Raw genomic sequence first — 20,985 nt, forward strand, 5'->3', positions numbered from 1 at the left:
AGAAAAAGAAGAGAAGGTTTTATAACCTGGTTATCATAAAAGTGCTACTTATTATAATTGCTACAGGGTTTATGGCACAGCTTGGGTCTTAGTTTATCAAAGCTCAGAATTGAATATTAGTATTCAATCTTAACATGTATACCATATGACCGCAAAGAATCAAAAAAATAAAAAATACTTTAAACTATTCGGGAAGATTATACTCGGGTTGTTATTGCTTTTTTTTGTGTTGGTTTTGGTCATAAGAACTTCGTGGGCCCAAAATATTATCGTTTCAAAAATTACGAACTATATATCTCATAAGACAAACACCAAAGTTGAAGTAGGCAGTCTTTACCTTACTTTTTCAGGAGATTTACTAGCCCAAGATATTTATTTAGAAGACAAAAAAGGTGACACGCTATTTTATTCCAAGTCAATTCAAGCAGACATTCCTATTTATCCTGTTCTATTTAAGAATCAGTTATCGATTGATGGGGTAATTTCAAATGGTGTTATAGCAAACATTAGCAGAACAAATAAGGTAGACCACTATAACTTCACTTTTTTAATAGATGCATTAACTACCCCGACCGATAGTAGCACTACAACAAATGAACCCATACAAGTTTCATTGGGCGACCTAAATTTATCTGATTGGAACTTGAACTATAATGATGTTTACTTAGGAACGGACATAAAACTACTTTTAGGAAAACTATCTATTGATGTAAATGAATTTGATTTGGAAAAAATGAAATTCTCACTCGACGAGTTCACATTAAATGATTCCCAATTCAGCTATTCGCAGTCACATTCATTTCCTGTAAGTACAGACACTACGAGTACAGTTTTGCCCTTTATTGAAGTTGATGATTTTAGCTTACACAACCTTTTGATCAATTACAATAGTAGACCAGAGGGTCTCAATACTGATTTAAAATTAGGAACAATTAATCTGACTAACATTTCGGCTAATGTTCCCGAAAATCAATATGAAACAGATCACCTAATAATTCATGACTCCCAAATCAAGCTCAGTTTAACAACCGATCAAAATTTAAAAGAAGAAAAAGCTACTGTAACAAATTTTGAATGGCCAAAATTCGATTTGGCTGTTAACACTATAGATGTGCAGAGAAATTTAGTCACATATTCTCTAAACGATACCCAGCAAAACGAAAATCTATTTGACCTGAATGCATTTCAAATTCAACAACTAAATTTGTTGGCTAGCAATTTTGAATATTATCCAAAAAAGTTCAATCTACTAGTTTCAAAGTTTTCATTGTCTGAGCCAAGTGGTATCCAACTAGACCAATTAACTTTTAAAGCAGGCTTAACAGACACTAATGCCACTTTATCAGATTTATCTTTCAATCTGAATCAGAGTTCAGCAAATGCAAAACTGATGGTTCAGTTTAAATCATTGAAGGAGGTAATTAAAAATCCTAAGAACGGTACCTTATCCGCCTCAATTTCAAATCTAATTTTAGACGTTGGGGATGTACTAAAATTTGCACCCGAACTTGCCCAAAATAAATACTTCAATTCTTTATCAAAACATAACATAACAGGTTTTTTTAAAGCTGAAGGAAACCTAAAGAAAGTAGGTAATCTTAATACCAAATTACAATGGGGACCTAGCACTAAATTAGCTGTAAAAGGATCAATCACCAATTTGACCAACGTTGATTCACTTCAATACAACTTGAACAATATTAACTTTTCGAGCACCAAAAATGATATTTATAAATTAATATCGTCAAAAGAAATCGGAATTTCAGTTCCAGAAACTATAGTTGCCACAGGCAGCTTATCTGGAGGAACAACTTGGGTAAAGTCCGATTTGGACATCAATATTCCTGAAGGATTTGCTCAGATTAATGCCAAGATTAATTTTGGTAAAACAATGCGTTTCAATGGTGCAGTTTCGGTCGATAGTTTACCGTTAAATAAACTTCTTCAAAACAAACAATTAGGCAAATTATCCCTTAGCCTAAAAGGCTCAGGTTCGGGAACAACTTTAGGTACTATCAACGCAGATATTGAAGGAGTCATTTCACAATTTCAATACGCTGGTTATACCTATAAAACCATTGATGTTTCCGGTCATATGAAAGATGGTAACGGAAAAGTTACAGCCAATATCAATGATCCTAATTTAAACATGAAGGCCATATCTACTCTTGTTTTAGAATCAGAAAGTAATGACATAACCTTTAGTTCGAATATTATTGGAGCAGATTTGCAAAAGTTGGGATTTACAAAGAATAACATTAAAGTTGCAGCCAATATAGACGGAGCTTATACGGGAACACCTTCAAACTTTACTATTAAGGCTGATATTAATGATGGTATTGCAATAGCAGATAATGAGCAATATCAAGTTTCAACAGTATCCTTAAGATCACATATTAAAGATACCATTACCGACATTTCTATACGTAGTAACTTTCTAAATGGCGAACTTTCATCAAATGCATCCCCGAATCGTATTATAGATGCCCTTAAAAAACAACTTGAACACTACTTCACAAATGATACCATAGCCTTTGAACCAGAAGATAGCATCGAAGCAAAACTGGCACTCGCTATAGTCCCAACCCCTGTTTTGTCTAAAGTATTTTTTAATGGAATAAAAGACTTAGATTCTTTGAATATAGACGCCAGCTTCAATTCAAGAACGCAACGAATCTCAGCCGAAGCAAAAGTGCCCCATATAGCATATGCAAGCAGCTCTATAGATAGTTTAAATGTCTTTGTAAAAGGAGATTCCGTTGACCTTAAATTCTCGGCAGGTATTGCCGAATTAATTTATGACCCTATACACTTAAAACAGACCTATCTAGAAGGAAGTCTAAAAAACAAACAACTCGTTCTAGATTTTAACTCTAAAAACGATACTGTTCAGGTAATGCATATATCATCTTCACTGGTATTCAAAAAAGATACGTTGAGGCTGCATGTATATCCTGAGAATTTGACACTCAACAATAAACAATGGAAAATACCTGTTGATAATACTATAGTAATTGCAGAATCTTACGCCGATTTTAATAATACTATACTGAGCAGAAATTCACAAAAACTGGAAATTTCAACCAAAGTCCCTAAAATGGAAACCAACCATATAGGCATACTTTTTGAAAATTTTCAATTACAGACTTTTCTAAGTTTTTTGAATCCTGACGAAGCATTGGCAAAAGGAAAAGTTGAGGGTAGCTTTGTAATACTTAATCCGTATGGCGCTAAAGGTTTAGTGGCTAATATCGATATCAAAGATTTTCAGGTAATGTCTAATCCGTTAGGTACATTAACTCTAGACGCTTCTTCAAAGTCACTATCTGAATATGATTTTGATTTAGCTTTAAAAGATGGTGCTGCCAATTTGACCTTAACAGATGATTATACCGCAAAAAAAACTTCCGAAGACCTTAATATGGAGCTTGATATTCAAAAATTGGAAGCCAGTATTATACAGGGATTTGCCAATGACCAACTTACAGATGCCAAAGGATATATTAACGGAAGCCTACTTCTAACAGGCTCACTTTCAGAACCGAAATATTCTGGAAGGCTAAACTTTAATGATTTCGGATTAAGCTTATCTTCTTACAAAACTGCTTTACTGATTAATGATCAAGCATTGAATATAAATCAAGATGAGATAACGTTAGACAGCTTTAACATAGATGATATCAACCAAGGTACACTAATTTTAGATGGTCGAATAATAACGAAAAACTTGATGAATCCTGGTTTTGACCTTACTGTTAATACGGATAAATTTAGAGTGTTAGATTCTAAAAAAGGTGATAATGAACTCGTGTATGGCATTGCTAGTATACGTGCAAATTTAAAAATTGGTGGTAATTTAGAAATGCCCATTATTAATGGGAAGCTCAGCGTTAAAGATACTACCGACCTAACGTATTTAGTTCCACAAAACCAATTAGATATACAAGAGCGTGATGGTGTGGTCATTTTCGTAAACAAAGAAAACCCTGATGCTTTATTGACACGTAACAACGGCGAGGCGTCAAATTCATTCTTCGCAGGCATGGATATTAACACCACTCTAGAAATTGCCAATGAAGCAACCTTTACCATTGTTCTAGATGAAAAGACACAAGATAAATTACAAGCCTCAGGAGAAGCAGTTCTTAACTTAAATATTGATCCAAACCAAGACATTAGATTATCGGGCAGGTTAGAACTTAATTCAGGTTTTTACCGAACCAGTTTATATAATTTGGTGAGTCGCGAATTCAAATTACAAAAAGGAAGTAGTATTGTTTGGAGTGGTGACCCTTATGATGCTAAAATGGACGTGACCGCTATTTACGAGATTGTAACTTCGGCCGCCTCTTTAATGTCTTCCATTAGTTATGGTCAAGATAGCAATGTATCTAGGTCGTACCAACAATCAGCACCTTTTTTAGTCTATTTAAATATAGATGGACAGCTTATGAAGCCCGAGCTTTCCTTCGAATTGGATATGCCCGAAAATGCTCGTGGTAATTTTGGTGGTGCTGTCTATGGTCGCATTCAACAACTAAACCAACAAGAATCTGAATTGAATAAGCAGGTATTTTCATTATTGGCCCTCAATCGATTTTACCCTACTACAGGTAGTGATGGTAGTTCTGGGGGTGCAATATCAATTGCACGAAATAATGTAAACAAAGTTCTTTCTAGTGAGCTAACTACCATTTCGAACAAACTGTTAGGCAAAACCGGTTTTAAACTAGGCTTTGATATAGATAGCTTTGATGATTATCAAAGTGGTACGGCACAAAGCCGAACCCAGCTCAATATAAACGCCAGTAAAAAGCTTTTTGATGATAGATTGATAGTTACCGCAGGTAGCGCTGTAGATGTAGAGGGTAGTGCTTCGTCGAGCGATACGGCAACACCTTTAATCGGTAATGTTACTTTAGAGTATTTGTTAACTGAAGAAGGCATTTATAGACTAAAAGGGTTTAGAAGACAGGAATATCAAAACGTGATCGATGGTCAGTTGATCGTTACTGGGCTGGCATTCATTTTTGACCGTGAGTTCAATAAATTCAGTCAATTATTTAATCCTTTGAATAAAGAAAATACCGTAAAAAAATCATCAAAAGAAGAAGTGAAGAATATAGAATAATTGATTTTACACTATTGAAAAATAACAACGTTACATATAAAACATTATTCAGTTTGGCTTTCATGCTTATACATTCTTGTGGTATTGAGAAGTATATACCTGAAGGGGAAAAATTATATACTGGCGCAGAACTTGAATTAGAAACAGTAAGTGATTTAAAAGACATCAAAGAGGTTAAAACAGAATTATTCAATCTTATAGAACCGAACCCAAACACTTCTTTTTTAGGGATGAAACCCGCCCTATTTTTTCATTACAAGGCGCAACGTGAAAAACCCGGTTTTTTCTATAAATTCTTGAATAAATCATTTGGTGAAGAGCCTGTTTATTTTTCTAATGTAAATACAGAACGGGTAGAAGAATTAATATTAAATCGACTAGACAATAATGGTTTCTTCTATAGTAAAGCAGATTCCAAAACCGCCATTGATGGTAAATCTGCCTTCGTTAATTATTCGGCAAGTTTGCTAGAACCTTATGTATTGGAAAATTACAATCTAGAATCAGATTCATTACCTATTTATAAGGAAATAGAAAAAATGCTACCCAAAACGGCACTAGTTAAAGGAGACCGTTTCGACCTCGATTTATTAAAAGCGGAAAGAGCTCGATTAAACAACGGACTTAAACAACATGGTTATTATAATAGCCAAGAAAACTTATTAATTTTTGAGGCAGATACCAATCACTATAAAAACAAAAAGTTTGACCTTTTTCTAAGGCTTAAGAAAGCTGTACCCGCTCGTGCTTCTATCCCCTATACAATTGACTCTATCACGATCTACCCAAATTACTCCATTGAAGGAGATACATTGCCTTTGATTAAAAATAATGTCACCCAAGTTGACAGTATTGATTTTGTTCAAAATGAATTGTATTTCAAACCAGAATTACTAAAATCTTATCTGCTATTCAATGAAGGCGATTCGTATGATGCCAGCATATCAAAACAAACCAGCAACCGGTTATCGGCATTAGGGAGTTACAAGTATGTAAATATTCAATATACCGAGCTTGACACTACTGCTACAGATGGTAATGGTGGTTCTTTGGCGGCGAATATCTATTTAGCGCCATTAACAAAGCGCTCTATACGAGCCGAATTACAAGCTATAACTAAATCTAACGGATTTACAGGCCCCGGAATTCTATTGACCCATAGCAATAGAAATGTTTTTAACGGAGGTGAAACTTTTAGTGTTTCAGCTAATTTTTCTTACGAATCTCAACTATCCAGCGGAAATAATTCGAGTTTAAGCAGTATTGCAGGTGGTATAAGCGCAGATCTTATTATCCCTAGATCCATTCCATTTTCACCAAGCAGATTTAAATATGCTGTACCTAAAACTAAAATTTCTTTAGGGCTAGATTTTCTTCAACGTAGCCAATTATTCACGCTAAAATCGGTAAATGGCTCTTTTGGATATACATGGAAAGAAAACCAATATGTATATCATCAATTAGACCCCATTAGCATCAATTATTCTCGACTAACGAATGTAACCAACGAATTTCAAACGATACTGGATGACAATCCTTTCTTAAGTTTAAGTTTTGAACAACGTTTTATTGCGGGTCTTTTATATAATTTCACCTACGACGAAGTCTCGAACATTAATAAAGAATATCCTGTTTATTTTGCGACAAATTTAGATTTGGCAGGCAACATGCTAAATCTTTTAAGTGGTAGCTCAAAAACAATTTTCGGCTCAGAATATGCGCAATATGCCAAGGTTGATGCCGATTTTCGTTTTTATATGCGATGGCAAAAAGAACGCACTTTGGTTTCACGAATTTATGCGGGTTGGGGCTTACCTTATGGCAATAGCCAAACCTTACCCTTCGTGAAACAGTTTTACTCTGGCGGCCCTTATAGTGTAAGAGCTTTTAACATACGCTCTTTAGGACCAGGTAATTTTAATGCACAAACTGAAAATGCAACAACTGATTATTTTGACCAATCTGGCAATTTAAAATTAGAGGCAAATGTTGAATATCGGTTTCCCTTATTCTCATATTTAAAAGGCGCCTTTTTTATTGACGCTGGTAACGTTTGGCTCACCGGTAATTATTCAGATATTGAAGATGACCAACTAACGAGCAGCTTTTCACAAAACCTTTTTACAGATGGCAAGTTTGAAAAAGATTGGCTGAAAGAAGTTGCGGTCGGGGTAGGTTTTGGCCTTCGACTAGATATTCAGAATTTTGTTATTCGGTTAGATTTAGCTTCACCGCTACGAGTAGCTTACTTGCCTGAAAATAACAGATGGAATGTACCTTTCTTTGGAAACATTGATAATAAAATGACATTGAATTTTGCCATAGGATATCCTTTTTAACATTTCAATTTCCCCAAATACGCAGCCATAAAGATGCCATAAGACGTTTAGCATCCTGTTTAAATTTTGGCATATCTTCAACGATTAAATCTTCTCCATTGGGTACAAGCTTATAACTGAATGCAAATTGAGTATCTGTTTTATCCATACTAATTAATCCGAATCTTAGGTCATTAAAATAGAGCTGACCATTTTTTTCTGAAATGGTATACCAACCTTCGGTTATTTGTATGAGTCTTTTAATTTTATCATGTGATTTTAAACTTCCCAAAAGTTCATGGTTTTTTGGGTATGATTTAAATGCAATGGATTTGGAGTCAAAAAAAGAATAATCACCCATTAAATAAGCTTCCTCAGTTTCAATATTGGCCATCCAAAGAATTGTATTTAAGGGCGCAGGCCTTGTGTTCATTTGATTATAAGCTATACCCTGAACTTCAAGTGCCTTTTCAAATTTTCCGAAAGCGATTCCTTTTAGAACTACTGTCAATAATAAGTATGAGCTACTTATGAGTAGCCCAAGTTTAATAAATCTTGCCCGTTTTAAGGATGTTCTTTTTTGAAAAAATGCCAAAATCAATAAAATGATAAAAGGCACCGTGTATAAAGGGTCAATAACAAAAACACTTTGAAAAGCCAACCTAGTTTTGAAAGGCCAAAAAAGTTGTGTTCCCCAAGTTGTAAATGCATCTAAAACAGGATGAGTGAAAAGCCCCCAAAACATGAGCCAAGACCAATCTTTCCAAGAAGCGTCTTCTTTGCTATTCAACTTCCAAACTAGCCAACCAAAAACTGGTGCAAATAGTATCGAAAAGAAAATTGAATGACTGAATCCTCTATGCCATTCTGTTGCAGTTACGGTATCCATAATATATCGTGTAAGCACATCCAAATCTGGAATGGTGCCAGCAATGGCGCCAAAAAGCATTGCCTTATTCCCAACCTTTCTACCCAGTACAGCTTCGCCAACTGCTGCCCCAAGTACTATTTGCGTTAACGAATCCATTACAAATCTATAATTGTTTTATGAAATTTTTGATGCATCTAAAAACCACATTTAAAGATTAAATAAATAACATTTAAAATCTAGCTTTATTCAATAATTCCCATTTTCTTTAAAAGAAATGAAGCATTCATATTTTGGCATATACCATCTTTAAACGTATAATCGAAATGCAGTTCGTCATCAATGATTTCTGCATCGAAATAATGATTCTTAACTGCCAAATACTCATTGGCCACTTCACATAAACTTAAATCATGCGTTGCAATAATACCGGTAGATTTACTTTTAACCAATCGTTCTACGAATTTTCTAGAACCCAAAGCCTTGTCGGTACTATTTGTGCCTTTTAAAATCTCATCCAAGACAATAAAATAGCGGTCGATCTGTATTTCATCGACGATATAACGCAATCGCTTTAATTCTGAAAAGAAATACGATTCATCATCAGTCAATGAATCGGTTGTACGCATACTTGTAATCAATTTTATTGGGGAATAACTAACGGTTTCAGCACATACCGGCAACCCTACATTTGCCATCATAATCTGTAAAGAAACGGTTCTTAAAAAAGTGCTCTTGCCAGCCATATTAGCACCAGTAATGATGAAGAACTGACCTTCTTTAATAGTTATATCATTAAGAATACTTTTTGAAGGGTCTAATAGTGGGTGTCCTGCATTTTTCGATTTTAAAACCATATCATCATTGGTAATCTCAGGATACGTAAAAGTAGGATGATTAAATGCGAAATTTCCTAAGCTACTATATGCATCAAAAAAAGCAATGGTTTCAAACCAAGTTTCAACAGCGTCACCATGATTGCCAATCCATTTTTCAATAGCTAAACAATCAGTTATGGAACGTAGAAAGAAACCATTAGCGAAAACGAGGTACAACAAGTTATTGTTGCGATCAAGATTACTAAGAAGTGCTGCAAATTTTTTAAGAACTTTTGAATTTTTTTCTCCCTTACTTAAGATATTAGCTTGGTGTTTCTTTAATAACACAGAAGAAAAATCAGTTACCTCAATCATTTCCAATAATTGATTGTATTGGTCAAAAGTAGATTTCATTTTGGTTGCACTTTGCCCTAAACTAGTTATTTTTTTAGTAAATACCCCTACTATTAGCATACCTAAAACTAACCAAGTAATTAAAAACGATTCAGGTATTTGATCTAAGAAATAGGTAATGAAAATACCAATTGAAAATACCGAGAAAACCATTGGAATATAGCTCATGGTTTTAGGTACAAAAAATTGGTAATTTTTCAACCATTTAGCAATAGTTAGGGTAGACGTTTCTGTTTTGGTTAATGCAGCCATTGCCGAAAATTCTTGACGCCAATCGACTTTCTTACCCATTTCTGAGATTGCATCTTGTTTTAATTTTATATCTGAAATCGAATTTTCTTTATAGATATTGGCCAATAACCGGCTGCCCTCATATATTTTGGACCGATTAGAGATTTGATAAAAAGAACCTTCCCCAAAAAGGTCTATATCTTGACTAAAAAAATGCGTGTCATCAGCAAATTCCTTCCCGGTTGAAAGTTTTGAATAATCCCTTTTAAGTACCAACAACTCTAGAGAATTAAGATTTATCAATTCTTGAATCTTTGCTTTTTCTTGCTTAAGGTTTGCGTATTTACTTACCAGAAATAGAAATAAAGGAATGCCAACACATAAAACACCGATTACATATTTCGCATTGACCGATGCAAAATAAACCGCGACTACAGTTCCTAAAAATATGATTAAGCGTAGTACACTAAATGAAAATAACTTCTGGTTTAATTCCTCAATATCTTTATCAAACCCTTTAACTTTCTGGGTATAAAATTCCTCTAAATTCTTCATGAAAATTAAACTATTTTAGGAATTGTAAAGATAACCTTAGAAAACGGTTTCACCTTAATTTTCACAAAGCATCAAGTTCTGCCTTTAATTTCTTGGTGAATTTAGAAACCACAAGGTCATAAGAATGGTCAATTAATTCGGTAAGTAATTTTGGGGAAAGCTGGTCGAGATATACCGTATTCCAATGTTTTTTACTCATGTGCCAACCTTCGATGATGCCATCCTGTTCTTCACGAAGATCAATAGCCCATTCAGGATCACATTTTAAATTGATACGCAAGGGTACATGATCTAACCCACAAAGTGCGAACATTTTACCCATGACTTTAAAGACCAATGTAACCTCATCAAAAGGAAACGTTTCAGTTACCCCTTTTTTAGCTAGACAGTAGTCCCTAAATTCTTCAATATTCATTGTTAATTGGTTGATAGTTAAAAGCAAAATCTGCTGATTATTTACCTTTCAATACGACTTTTAGTTTTAACCAGCTTTAAGAATGCATTCATATCTTTCCAAACATATCGTGTCTTTTGAAAAACGGTATCTCCAATATCATTGGCCTCTACAGTCTCTAAAGATTCACCTCCTATACGGTCATAAAAAGAAATCGCTGCATAATTGGTATTCAAAACCCACAAGTAAAAACCATTCTTATAGTTTCTACCAATAATTTCTTGGGCAAGGTTACCCATCAATTTTGTGCCAATTCCTTTTCCTTTGGCAGTATCACTTACATGAAGATTATCTAAATAGGTGCCATAAATAAGATTCTCCTTAAAATAGGAACAAATAAACCCCAACAATAGCCCATTTTCCTCAGCAATAACAATATGCTGATGCTCTTTTGGATTACTGAAACGTTCACGCCAAACGGCTAACCGATTATCTAAAACCTCATTATCTAAAAATTCATCACTAAATGAACCTCGGTAATTCTGTTGCCAACTCTGAGCATGCAAATTTGCTATACGGTCGGCATCTTTGGGTTCAGCCTCTCGAAAAATGAACATAAATTTTTAGATACTTGTAGAATCGTAAACGATTACTTTAGTCCACAATTTTTCAGATTCCGCAATAAATAACTTGTGAGGTGCTTCATCTTGATATGCTTGTTGAGATTCAGCCGAATCAAAAGTAAGTATCAAGGAATAGGTAAATGAACCATCAACAACATCTCTACTTGCTCTTGGTGGTGTCCCTATAAACTTTGTTTTGGCATAACCCGAGTTATCTAAAAACTTCTTTAAAGAGGTTTCAAAAGCTGCACGATCTGTTGCATTATCAGGATTTTTCAACCAGAAAAATACGGTATGGGAAAAATTGGAATCGAATTCTTTCATTTCTTTGTCATTTTGAGCAAAAATGCTACTAGCCATTAATGTTATTGCAAGAATACAAATTATGTTTTTCATTTTTAAATTTTAGTTGTTTAACGTTGGTTATCTAATTTTTCTATTTGTTGTTGTGGTATTTTTAGTGTAGAATAATCTAATTTCCACCCTATGGTTTCCACAATTTTCTCCATTATCAATACGGTTTCCAATGCTTCTTTTCGAGCGGTATCCATTAAACCGCTTTCAGGTATTTTTTCACGGATATGTTTTTTCGCCTCTGCATTTAATTTGGTTAAATCTTCTGGTACAAAAAAATTAAAAAATCCGCTTTTTATATCATAAAATTCTAATTCTGGTTCTATGCTCAACACTTCTGGCTGGGGAAAATTATCAAGAATTATCAGTTTTCTCTCCTCATCGGCATGCATCATCAACTTGCTAAGGTCATAGCCAATGTGAGCTTTAGCCTTTATAACGACCAAGGCTTTTTTCTTACTGCTTACCAAGCTCATAAAATCCTTTACATTCTCGTACTTATAGATTTCAGCAAATTCCCCTTCAACAGAAATTAGCTTGCATACACTCTTCATTTTCTCTAAAAGCACGGTAGACTGGTGCGTCGTAATTTCTTTGGTTTTCTTTCCCCTAAAAAAAGTAAAGACCCAATACGTGCCAATAGCACCTAAGAGTAATCCAAGAAACGTATCAAAAACATTATCCATTTTTCTTTCCTATTTCGCCTAAATGAGTAAACTTAAACCCTTTATCATATTTAAGTCCATAGCCAAAGATACGGTCCATGGCTATATGTATAAAAAGAATTGTTCCTGTTAATTCAACTATAGGCAACATAAAATAGGCGCCTGAGAAATATAGTAGTATCGCTACAGCCCTATGATGAACTATATTATAACACAACGCACCAATCTTGGGTCCCGCTAAATAGCCCAACATTGAAATATCGGGAGTTAATATCAACAAGGGCAACCACCACCATTGATATCCCAAAATACCAAACATGAATATACCCAGACCCATTAAGGCAATTTCTTCTAATTTTAAAATATTTTTCATGATTATTCTATTTTATAAAGTACTGGTCTGCTAGGGCTAGCATCGTTTTCAAATGGGGCTACTTGCAGATTTAAAAAATAGCTTCCATCAGCGATAGCATCCTTTACATAGATGAATTCCGTTATTGTTGTGCCTAATCGTACCTCTCCATCAATATTCCAAAATGCTTTGTGAGCCAATAACTTCCCATCATCCTTTTCTTTATCCACCGATGGTAAATCAATTAACAAATGCTCGACACCAAATTCTCTAATATACTCCATTGTTTCCTCTAAAATATATGGCGGATTCGTATTTGAATATTGTCTGTGTAATTTGGTCTCAGAATTCGGCATCGTACGGATAACTAAAGCCTTAGGTGTTTTATTTTCTAACAGTTTTTTTAGCTGATTCTTGGTTATGACAAAATCACCATTCTCTTCTATTGGAACAATTGTTATTACCTCAGCCAAAAAGAAAAACTGATGTAAATTCTGATTTACAGATTGATGTGCTACAGATATATGCCCTACACATTCTGTATGTGTACCATGAGAATGTGGATTAAACCATATATCATAAAAATTAGTACTTGAACCTGCCGAAATACTACCTATAAAATCACCAGAGGTATGTGGTTGAATTTTAGGCGCATCGATATACCAAGCATTTACATTTTCTTTATCGCCCCTTATTGGTATCGAAATATCTATAGGTTTCGAAAGGTCAATGTGGTATTCCTTTGTTTTATAGGTGATGGTGGTCTTCATTTTACTACTGCCAAAAGGTATGCTGATAAGTGGTTTATATAACCTTGTATTTAGAATTAAGAAAATTACGATTTTTTAAACGGTTCGTAGTATAGTAATTCAAATCGAGAAGGTTTCCTCTTTCCAAGGTTATTTCAGATTCACCATAAACAAATCTGCCGCAATGCCATCTGCCAAAAACATGCCCTTTTTAGTTGTTTTAAGTATTTCACCATCTATAAACAAAAGATGTTCTTCAATAAATTTATCGGCCTGCAACAAAGCATATTCTTTAAACTTTGGACCAAATTCGGTTTCGATTCTATTTAAGGATACTCCCCAAATAGTTCTAAGGCCTGTCATTATATATTCGTTGTATTTGTCTGTCGTGGAAAGAACCTCAACTTCCATAGGAACGATATCTTTCTCAATCGATTTAATATACTTCGGATTGCTATTTATATTCCACCCTCTACGAACACCGTCAAATGAATGTGCGGAAGGGCCAATTCCTATATATTTTTTCTGCTGCCAATAGGCGGAATTATTTTTTGAGTAGTAACCCTGTTTTCCAAAGTTGGAGATTTCATAGCAATCAAATCCCGCATCTAAAAGGGTTTCGTTCAAAAGATTAAAATGTTCTTGTGCCTCCTCATCGCTGGCAGGTGAAACCAATCCTTTTTCTACAAATTTAGCAAGGGCCGTTTTAGGTTCAACAGTTAATGCATAACTAGATATATGCGGAATTCCGTAACCGAGCGCTTTATCAATATTTTCTTTCCAACGCGCTAAACTCATGTTGGGCATACCGTAAATTAAATCAATAGAAATATTATCGAAATGTTGCCTTGCCAACTGCAAACTTTTTTCAGCCTCTACAGCATTATGCGCCCTATTCATCAGCTTTAAATCCTCTTCAAAAAATGATTGAATACCGATACTTAATCGGTTTATAGAACTCGCTGCCAATTGCACTATTTTCTCTTCGGATAAATCATCAGGATTCGCCTCTAAGGTGATTTCAGGATTATCAATAACCTTATAATTCGTGCGAACCGAAATCAGTATTTGCTCTATTTCATCCGATTGCAAAACAGAAGGAGTACCACCACCAAAATAAATTGTAGCCACTGTTTCATCTTTAAACTCATCTTTACGCAATTCCAGTTCCTTACATAAGGCATTCACCATTGCCTCCTTCTTCCCCATCGAGGTTGAAAAATGAAAGTCACAATAGTGACAAGCTTGTTTACAAAAAGGAATGTGGATGTATATTCCGCTCATGATTCAGTTTTCGGTTTGCAGTTTCAGTTTCAGTTGGCAGTAAATTACTCTGAACCAAATTTTGTTGGGTTATTAATCATATAATTTAAAAGTTTACCTACTTCTTCACTATCGCTTTTAAACTCATCAAAAGTACCTTGGTCAATATACTCACACTTTAATGCAAATTCAAGCCAAGTCTGAGTTTCAGAATTCTCTGCATCACTATCGGTCAACTTACTTATAAAATGTTTAGGAAATCTTCTTTTTCGATATGCTTCTGCAATATTAGCACTGGTACTTCGAGACGAACGCCTTATCTGATCAGTCAAGGAATACTTTTCTTCTTTAGGAAAAGATTTTGAAACTTGAAATATTCTCATTGCCAGTGCAAAAGCCTTTTTATAAGCTAATAAATCTTGAAACTGCATTTATTATTATTTTTCTGTTCACTTTTACTGCCTACTGAAACTGATTACTGAAAACTACTTTTTCACCCGTTTCTCGTTCTGTTTCACAAAAGCGTCCCAGCCAGTATAACTTTTACCAACCTCAACTCTACCCTCATTATAAAAATGACAGACCGCAGCCGCTAGTCCGTCAGTGCTATCTAGATTTTTTGGCAATGTTTTTAATCCTAATACACTTTGTAGCATTTTTGCCACCTGTTCTTTACTGGCGTTTCCGTTACCGGTTATTGCCATTTTAATCTTTTTAGGAAGGTATTCGGTAATCGGTATTTGTCGTGAAAGTCCCGCAGCCATAGCTACACCTTGAGCCCTACCTAGTTTAAGCATTGATTGAACATTTTTACCAAAGAAAGGAGCCTCAATGGCAATTTCGTCGGGGTGATAGGTGTCAATTAACTCAATCGTACGCTCAAAAATGAGCTTTAATTTTGTGTATGGGTCATTATATTTTTGAAGTAGCAGTTCGTTCATTTGAATAAACTCCATTTTTTTACCCACTACTTTAATGAGTCCGAAACCCATAATAGTTGTACCAGGGTCAATACCCAATATAATTTTCTCGTTCACCAAAGTGCTTAATTTGTATTTAATTGAACAGGTATTCGGTATTTGGTATTCACCGGAATCCCCCTTTTTAAAGCGGGTGCAAGTTTAGGAAGATTCTTTAAGCTTTGGGTAATGACACCGTCGAATTCTGGCATTTGATTTAATACTAGCGCATTCTTCTTTATGTCTGCCACATTGATCCTACCTAAGGTATCAATTACAAAGATGACGTCAACAGTCTCACTTTCTTTATCGGCAAGTGTAAATTCAAAATCATTTAAGGTTTCTTGAAAATGAGAAATTAAAGTTTCCTCAAAGCATATCTTCTGTTGAGCTTTGGTAGCAGTTTCATCACAAGTATAAAAATAGGGGTAGGAGTCAACACTATTCCAATCTATATGACGTAATTCTTCGTTTATAAGCTCTTGAGTTCGTTTTTGTTTTGATTCAAAGAACGAACAAGAACTTATACCTATAAAAAGAAGAAAGTATACAACTCGTTTCATCACACCTGTTCTATGCGTGAAATTACGATTTTTTTGAGGAGACATAATATGATAACCCGTCGTAAAAAGTAAAAACAAACATCAAAACACCAGATATACGTCTTTACAAGAAGTTTTTTAGCGACAAAGCAACCTGTTTGTTACGTGTTTCAAATAAACAGATTACCTCACTGTATTGGTAAAGACCTTTATTTAAATTATTGCAATTTAAAATTTACGGGGATAGAGAAAGGTACATTTACTGACTTCCCTTTATGTTTTCCTGGGGTCATTTTAGGCAATCTCTTAATGATACGTTCTACCTCATCTTCCAATGATTTATCTGGTCCACGCATTCTTATGTTTTCTATAGTACCCCCAGAAGTAAATGTAAACATAGTACTCACCCTGCCTTGAATACCCGCTTCTTGTGCTGCGATTGGATAACTAAAGTTTTTACCAATATGTAGTTGCAACTTTTTATTAAAACAAGCACGTTTGTCTAAAGCATCTTCACAGCCTGGAAAAATGGGGGCTTCATCCACAACGGCAAAAGGAACTTCAGTATCATCGCTATATTTTTTTACTTCAAATTTAACTGTGGTTGCGTTTTTTTTATCTCCGTAATCTATACGTGCTTTTAGTTTCTTTAATTGATTATCCAAATTGACAATTATAGGGTTATTCTCATTCGCAGATTGTAATAGGCGATTTCTTTCTCTGACTAATTCATTATATAATGTTTTAGGTACCTTTCTAAATTCATTTCGTATCAAAAACGAATAATCATCATCTTTAATAACAACATTTCTAGGTGTACCTTTTATATTATCTAAGGCAGCGTTTACTTTTCGGGTTTCGTCACCACTTAAATTTTTAATATCAGCTACTTTAATCCAATCTCCAGGACCAAGATTTTTATCTTCTTTTACAATTAAGCGAATTGACATTTCCTTTTTACTAACTGAATATTTCAAGTTGTTATCTAATACTGCTAACGCTCTAGCGCCTGGAAGGTAATCCTCATAACCTGCGGTAGAAGGATACGTAATTGTGCTGGCATCGACCTCAAGTTTATTTGGAAATTTTTCCATTTCACCTTTAAGATAAAATATCATACTCAAGGTTGTTGCAAAATATTCCTTCTTTGTTTGAACGTGGCTCGAAGAATTAGAATCATTATATTTCTTCAATATTGACGTGAACCACTCATCGCCATGCAATCTCTCCACCTCTAGAATTTCAGTCTCTAATTCCTCAATTAACATCTGATCATCACTAGAAAGATTTTGGGTAGAAACATTATTGGTTTCCGTCTTATCCAATTCACAAGAAGTGTAAAACAACATCCCCATTACCAAGGGTACTAATAGCAAATACTTTAACTGCCAGACTCTTTTTGATTTTGATTTTTGTAACATGACGATTCGTTTTTTGATTAATGATTTTGTAAAAAATTGATTGATGAATGAAATATGTTCGGTTTGAAAAACTTGCGATAATAACTGCTGATATTGTTCTGATTTGTCTTCTTTGGCTACATGAGCATCTGCAATAAATTCGTGCAATTCTGAAACTCGATTTTGATACACATATACCAAGGGATTGAACCAAGCGATAATTCGCATCAATTCAAAGAATAATAGATCCCAAGTATGTCCTTGTTTTATATGTACCAACTCATGCTCGATAATGGTATCATGTTTCATTTTTAGCACCTTGTCACCAATGAAAATGGATTTAAAAAATGAAAAGGCGATGCTGCTATTAGTGATGATTACTTGCGTGAAATTTGGAAATTGAACCTGCTTACCGCGCTTTTTCAATAGATATACTTGCCTTAGTTTTAATAGAAAAAACAAAAACGCTAATACCATTCCTGAATAAAAAACACCTTCTTGCCAAGTTAATTGCCAACCCGATGTATCCTCGACAGTTACTGCCACTTGTGCAGCATTTAAATTCCATAAAAAATCAGGATATCCAGAAAAAGTCTGCGGTACTTGTTGCTTAAATGCTTCAATTTTCACCCATGGCAAAATTATGGATAGTAAAAATGTACCTAGTAAATACGCTCTATTCCATTGAAAAAAAGTTTCTCGCTTTAGAAAAAAGTCATAAATGACCAAGAATAGTAATTGAAAGGCTATGCACTCCAATATATATTGTATCATGGCTTTTCCTTTTTAATTTCATTCAATACCGATTCAAGCTCTGACAAACTCATATCATTTTTCTTCATAAAAAAAGACACCATGCTTTTAAAAGAACCCTGAAAATAACCATCTACCAGTTTATTAATAGACTGATTGCTATAATCGGCTTTTTGCACCAACGGAAAATACAAATAGCCTTTCCCCTCTTGCTCATGATCTACAAAACCTTTGCTTTCAAGAATACGAACTATGGTAGAAACTGTATTGTAAGCAGGTTTAGGTTCAGGTAATTTTTCTATAATCGCTGCAACATTACATTTTTGCAATTGCCATACCACTTGCATAATCTCTTCTTCGGCTTTTGTTAACTGTTTCATTCAACTAATCTTTTAGTTTGATATTCAAATATAACTAAATATTTAGTTTAAACTAATTTTTTAGTTATAAATAATAATATTCGGTTATTCTCTTGTAACTTTAGAGACCTATCTTAGTCTAATACGAAACACTTACTTGAAACAATGGATATTTTCTTATTGATACTTGGCTTTATACTAATGCTAGTTGGCATATTAGGTAGCTTTTTACCCATTTTACCTGGGCCGCCAATTAGTTGGGTAGGGTTACTTCTACTTCATTTTACAAGCGTAATAAATATGACTTGGACGTTTCTAGGAATCACTTTAGCAATTGCTTTATTAGTTTTTGCCTTAGACTATGTAATACCAGCCATTGGAACTAAAAAATTTGGTGGCACCAAAGCTGGTGTAATTGGCACTACTGTTGGGTTGGTGGTCGCACTTATTTTTCCGGTATTCGGACCATTCGGAATTATCATTTGGCCTTTTATTGGTGCTTTGGTAGGTGAATTATTAAATAAAGCGGACAAAAAAACCGCTACGAAAGCGGCTTTTGGTTCATTTTTAGGCTTTTTGACCGGTACTTTTATGAAATTTTTGGTTGCCATTGTATACCTAGGGATGTTCATTTCTAAAGCCTGGGAACACAAAACGGCCTTATTCCCTTTCTTTGATTAACCTTATTCGTTAATCCAATCTGTTTTTAAGGCTATAGGATTTCGCTTTCCTTCGGTCAATTCTCCATCAAAATTACCCATGTAGAAAAATCCTAAACATTTTTCACCTTCTGTAAGTGAAAAGAATTCATCCATGTATTTTATGAGTCCGGGGGAAGACCAATAGCTACCGATACCCATTTCTGTGCATAACAACCACATGTTCTGTACGGCCATAGAAACCGCAGCAACTTCTTCCCATTCTGGCAAGGATTCTTTTGGGTCTCTCTGCATGCAAATGGCAATAACCACATTTGATCTTTGTGGATTCTCTTTTAACTTTTTAATTTTCATCGCTTTTGGCCTAGGGTCTAATTCCTCATATTTCTTAGACAAAAATGATCCTAATCGACTTTTAGCTTCCCCTTGTATTACTTTAAACCGCCATGGCTCTGTACCCTTATGGTTAGGGGCCCAATTACCAGCTTCAAGTACCTTTTCTATATCAGCTTTGGCAATAGGTGTGTAATTATATTGCACTGGAAATACTGACCTTCTCTTCTTTATAATTTCAAATATCATAGTGTCATTTTATCATTCAAAATTAAGACTTAATACATTAATTTTTTGTTAGGCATTTACTAAAAGCAACTCCATACAATTTTTCAACACAGGATTCGTATGTTCTTTTTTCCAAATCACCGACAATTCTGCCCGTTGCGAAATATTCTTTAGTTCAATAAACTTTACACGCATTTGAAAACCATTCTGTAAAGCTGTTGGTACAATAGCGATACCCATGTGATTCTCTACTAATTTAAAAATGGTATGTGCATGAACCGATTTATGTGAGACTTTTGGTACAAAACCAGCATCTTGACAAATACTCATTATTGTATCATAATACAATGGACTGTACGCTTGACTAAAAAGAATAAATTCATCATTTGCAAATTGATGCATTCCCTTAAAATCTCTAGTAAGTAAAGGATATCGTTCTGGCAGCACTAATGAAAATGTATCCTTGAAAACCGTTTTCATATGCAATGTACTTGGTACTCGAGAAACACGTACAAAACCCATATCTAATTGATCATTCAATACCGCATCTACTTGTGCGAAATTAGAAAGTTCCTCTAATGAAGTTTTGACTTTTGGGTATCTATCTTTTATTTGTAATAATAATTTCGGAATTACCTCTTGCATCGCCGAACCTAAAAACCCAATTCGCAATTCACCACTATTCCCATCACCAACCAATTTCAGTTGCCTTTCTAAATTTTCAAGATGATTGAATACAAATACAACCTCTTTTTTTAAATAATGACCCGCTGGTGTTAGTGAAACTTTTTTCTTGTTTCGTTCAAACAATTGAGTTTCAAGAATATCCTCCATTTGCCGTATCTGTCGACTTAGTCCGGGTTGAGATATAAACAATTTCTCTGCAGCTTTTCTAAAATGTAGTTCATCGGCTACAGCAAGAAAATAATTTAAATGACGTAGCTCAAGTTGATTACTCATAGTTATGGATTGATGACAAAATTGATATTACCAAGTATTAAAAATAGGTATTAATTT

General features: G+C 34.5%; 19 protein-coding genes. 3 read left to right on the forward strand and 16 right to left on the reverse strand.

Features of this window, described 5'->3' with window-relative positions:
• Positions 1 to 145 precede the first annotated feature (145 nt).
• Both AACZ49_RS12140 and AACZ49_RS12145 read left to right on the forward strand, forming a co-directional pair.
• Positions 146 to 5,131 (forward strand): translocation/assembly module TamB domain-containing protein, encoded by a 4,986-nt coding sequence (locus AACZ49_RS12140; protein WP_339655169.1) that lies wholly within the window; start codon positions 146 to 148, stop codon positions 5,129 to 5,131.
• A gap of 62 nt (positions 5,132 to 5,193) precedes the next feature.
• Entirely contained in the window at positions 5,194 to 7,470 is a 2,277-nt protein-coding gene (locus AACZ49_RS12145; protein ID WP_339655172.1) for a BamA/TamA family outer membrane protein, read from the forward strand.
• A 4-nt stretch (positions 7,471 to 7,474) separates the two neighbouring features.
• On the opposite strand, the gene AACZ49_RS12150 is transcribed toward AACZ49_RS12145, so the two are convergent.
• The 14 genes from AACZ49_RS12150 to AACZ49_RS12215 all read right to left on the reverse strand — a co-directional run bounded on the left by AACZ49_RS12150 (position 7,475) and on the right by AACZ49_RS12215 (position 18,769).
• Positions 7,475 to 8,476 carry a metal-dependent hydrolase gene (locus AACZ49_RS12150; RefSeq protein ID WP_339655174.1) on the reverse strand — a complete coding sequence of 334 codons (1,002 nt, stop codon included), beginning with the start codon at positions 8,474 to 8,476 and terminating at the stop codon, positions 7,475 to 7,477.
• A gap of 86 nt (positions 8,477 to 8,562) precedes the next feature.
• Positions 8,563 to 10,335 carry a DNA mismatch repair protein MutS gene (locus AACZ49_RS12155; RefSeq protein ID WP_339655177.1) on the reverse strand — a complete coding sequence of 591 codons (1,773 nt, stop codon included), beginning with the start codon at positions 10,333 to 10,335 and terminating at the stop codon, positions 8,563 to 8,565.
• Between the two features lie 61 nt (positions 10,336 to 10,396).
• On the reverse strand, positions 10,397 to 10,750 hold the full coding sequence (locus AACZ49_RS12160) for an MmcQ/YjbR family DNA-binding protein (RefSeq protein WP_339655180.1): 354 nt from the start codon (positions 10,748 to 10,750) through the stop codon (positions 10,397 to 10,399).
• A 41-nt stretch (positions 10,751 to 10,791) separates the two neighbouring features.
• Positions 10,792 to 11,346: a GNAT family N-acetyltransferase gene (locus AACZ49_RS12165; RefSeq protein ID WP_339655183.1), complete on the reverse strand. Its 555-nt coding sequence runs from the start codon at positions 11,344 to 11,346 to the stop codon at positions 10,792 to 10,794.
• 6 nt (positions 11,347 to 11,352) lie between these two features.
• On the reverse strand, positions 11,353 to 11,748 hold the full coding sequence (locus AACZ49_RS12170) for a Dabb family protein (protein ID WP_339655186.1): 396 nt from the start codon (positions 11,746 to 11,748) through the stop codon (positions 11,353 to 11,355).
• Positions 11,749 to 11,765: 17 nt separating this feature from the next.
• On the reverse strand, positions 11,766 to 12,392 hold the full coding sequence (locus tag AACZ49_RS12175; RefSeq protein ID WP_339655188.1) for a DUF4230 domain-containing protein: 627 nt from the start codon (positions 12,390 to 12,392) through the stop codon (positions 11,766 to 11,768).
• A complete protein-coding gene (locus tag AACZ49_RS12180; protein ID WP_339655190.1) occupies positions 12,385 to 12,744 on the reverse strand; it encodes a DUF4260 domain-containing protein in 360 nt (119 codons plus the stop codon). The genes AACZ49_RS12175 and AACZ49_RS12180 overlap by 8 nt, the downstream gene beginning before the upstream one ends.
• A 2-nt stretch (positions 12,745 to 12,746) precedes the next feature.
• The gene (locus AACZ49_RS12185) at positions 12,747 to 13,493 is read right to left on the reverse strand and encodes a cyclase family protein (RefSeq protein ID WP_339655193.1); all 747 of its coding nucleotides are present in this window, start codon (positions 13,491 to 13,493) and stop codon (positions 12,747 to 12,749) included.
• 129 nt (positions 13,494 to 13,622) lie between these two features.
• The gene (hemW, locus tag AACZ49_RS12190; protein ID WP_339655195.1) at positions 13,623 to 14,756 is read right to left on the reverse strand and encodes a radical SAM family heme chaperone HemW; all 1,134 of its coding nucleotides are present in this window, start codon (positions 14,754 to 14,756) and stop codon (positions 13,623 to 13,625) included.
• A gap of 44 nt (positions 14,757 to 14,800) precedes the next feature.
• Complete coding sequence (locus AACZ49_RS12195; RefSeq protein ID WP_339655198.1) at positions 14,801 to 15,166, reverse strand: four helix bundle protein; 366 nt, start codon at positions 15,164 to 15,166, stop codon at positions 14,801 to 14,803.
• Positions 15,167 to 15,220: 54 nt separating this feature from the next.
• Positions 15,221 to 15,775, reverse strand: coding sequence for a crossover junction endodeoxyribonuclease RuvC (ruvC, locus tag AACZ49_RS12200; protein ID WP_339655201.1), 555 nt, complete (start codon positions 15,773 to 15,775; stop codon positions 15,221 to 15,223).
• A 5-nt stretch (positions 15,776 to 15,780) separates the two neighbouring features.
• Positions 15,781 to 16,257 carry a hypothetical protein gene (locus tag AACZ49_RS12205; protein ID WP_339655205.1) on the reverse strand — a complete coding sequence of 159 codons (477 nt, stop codon included), beginning with the start codon at positions 16,255 to 16,257 and terminating at the stop codon, positions 15,781 to 15,783.
• A 197-nt stretch (positions 16,258 to 16,454) separates the two neighbouring features.
• Positions 16,455 to 18,410, reverse strand: a complete 1,956-nt coding sequence (locus tag AACZ49_RS12210) for a M56 family metallopeptidase (RefSeq protein WP_339655207.1) — start codon at positions 18,408 to 18,410, stop codon at positions 16,455 to 16,457.
• Complete coding sequence (locus tag AACZ49_RS12215; protein ID WP_339655209.1) at positions 18,407 to 18,769, reverse strand: BlaI/MecI/CopY family transcriptional regulator; 363 nt, start codon at positions 18,767 to 18,769, stop codon at positions 18,407 to 18,409. The genes AACZ49_RS12210 and AACZ49_RS12215 overlap by 4 nt, the downstream gene beginning before the upstream one ends.
• Before the next feature lie 144 nt (positions 18,770 to 18,913).
• On the opposite strand from AACZ49_RS12215, the gene AACZ49_RS12220 reads away from it, so the two are divergent.
• Positions 18,914 to 19,429, forward strand: a complete 516-nt coding sequence (locus AACZ49_RS12220) for a DUF456 domain-containing protein (RefSeq protein ID WP_339655212.1) — start codon at positions 18,914 to 18,916, stop codon at positions 19,427 to 19,429.
• 2 nt (positions 19,430 to 19,431) lie between these two features.
• Here the strand turns inward: AACZ49_RS12220 and AACZ49_RS12225 are convergent, their stop codons facing one another.
• Both AACZ49_RS12225 and AACZ49_RS12230 read right to left on the reverse strand, forming a co-directional pair.
• Positions 19,432 to 19,989: a nitroreductase gene (locus tag AACZ49_RS12225; RefSeq protein WP_339655214.1), complete on the reverse strand. Its 558-nt coding sequence runs from the start codon at positions 19,987 to 19,989 to the stop codon at positions 19,432 to 19,434.
• Between the two features lie 48 nt (positions 19,990 to 20,037).
• Entirely contained in the window at positions 20,038 to 20,928 is an 891-nt protein-coding gene (locus AACZ49_RS12230; protein WP_339655217.1) for a LysR family transcriptional regulator, read from the reverse strand.
• Between the last annotated feature and the right edge of the window lie 57 nt (positions 20,929 to 20,985).

The organism is uncultured Maribacter sp. (assembly GCF_963975365.1).
Taxonomy (GTDB): Bacteria; Bacteroidota; Bacteroidia; order Flavobacteriales; family Flavobacteriaceae; genus Maribacter.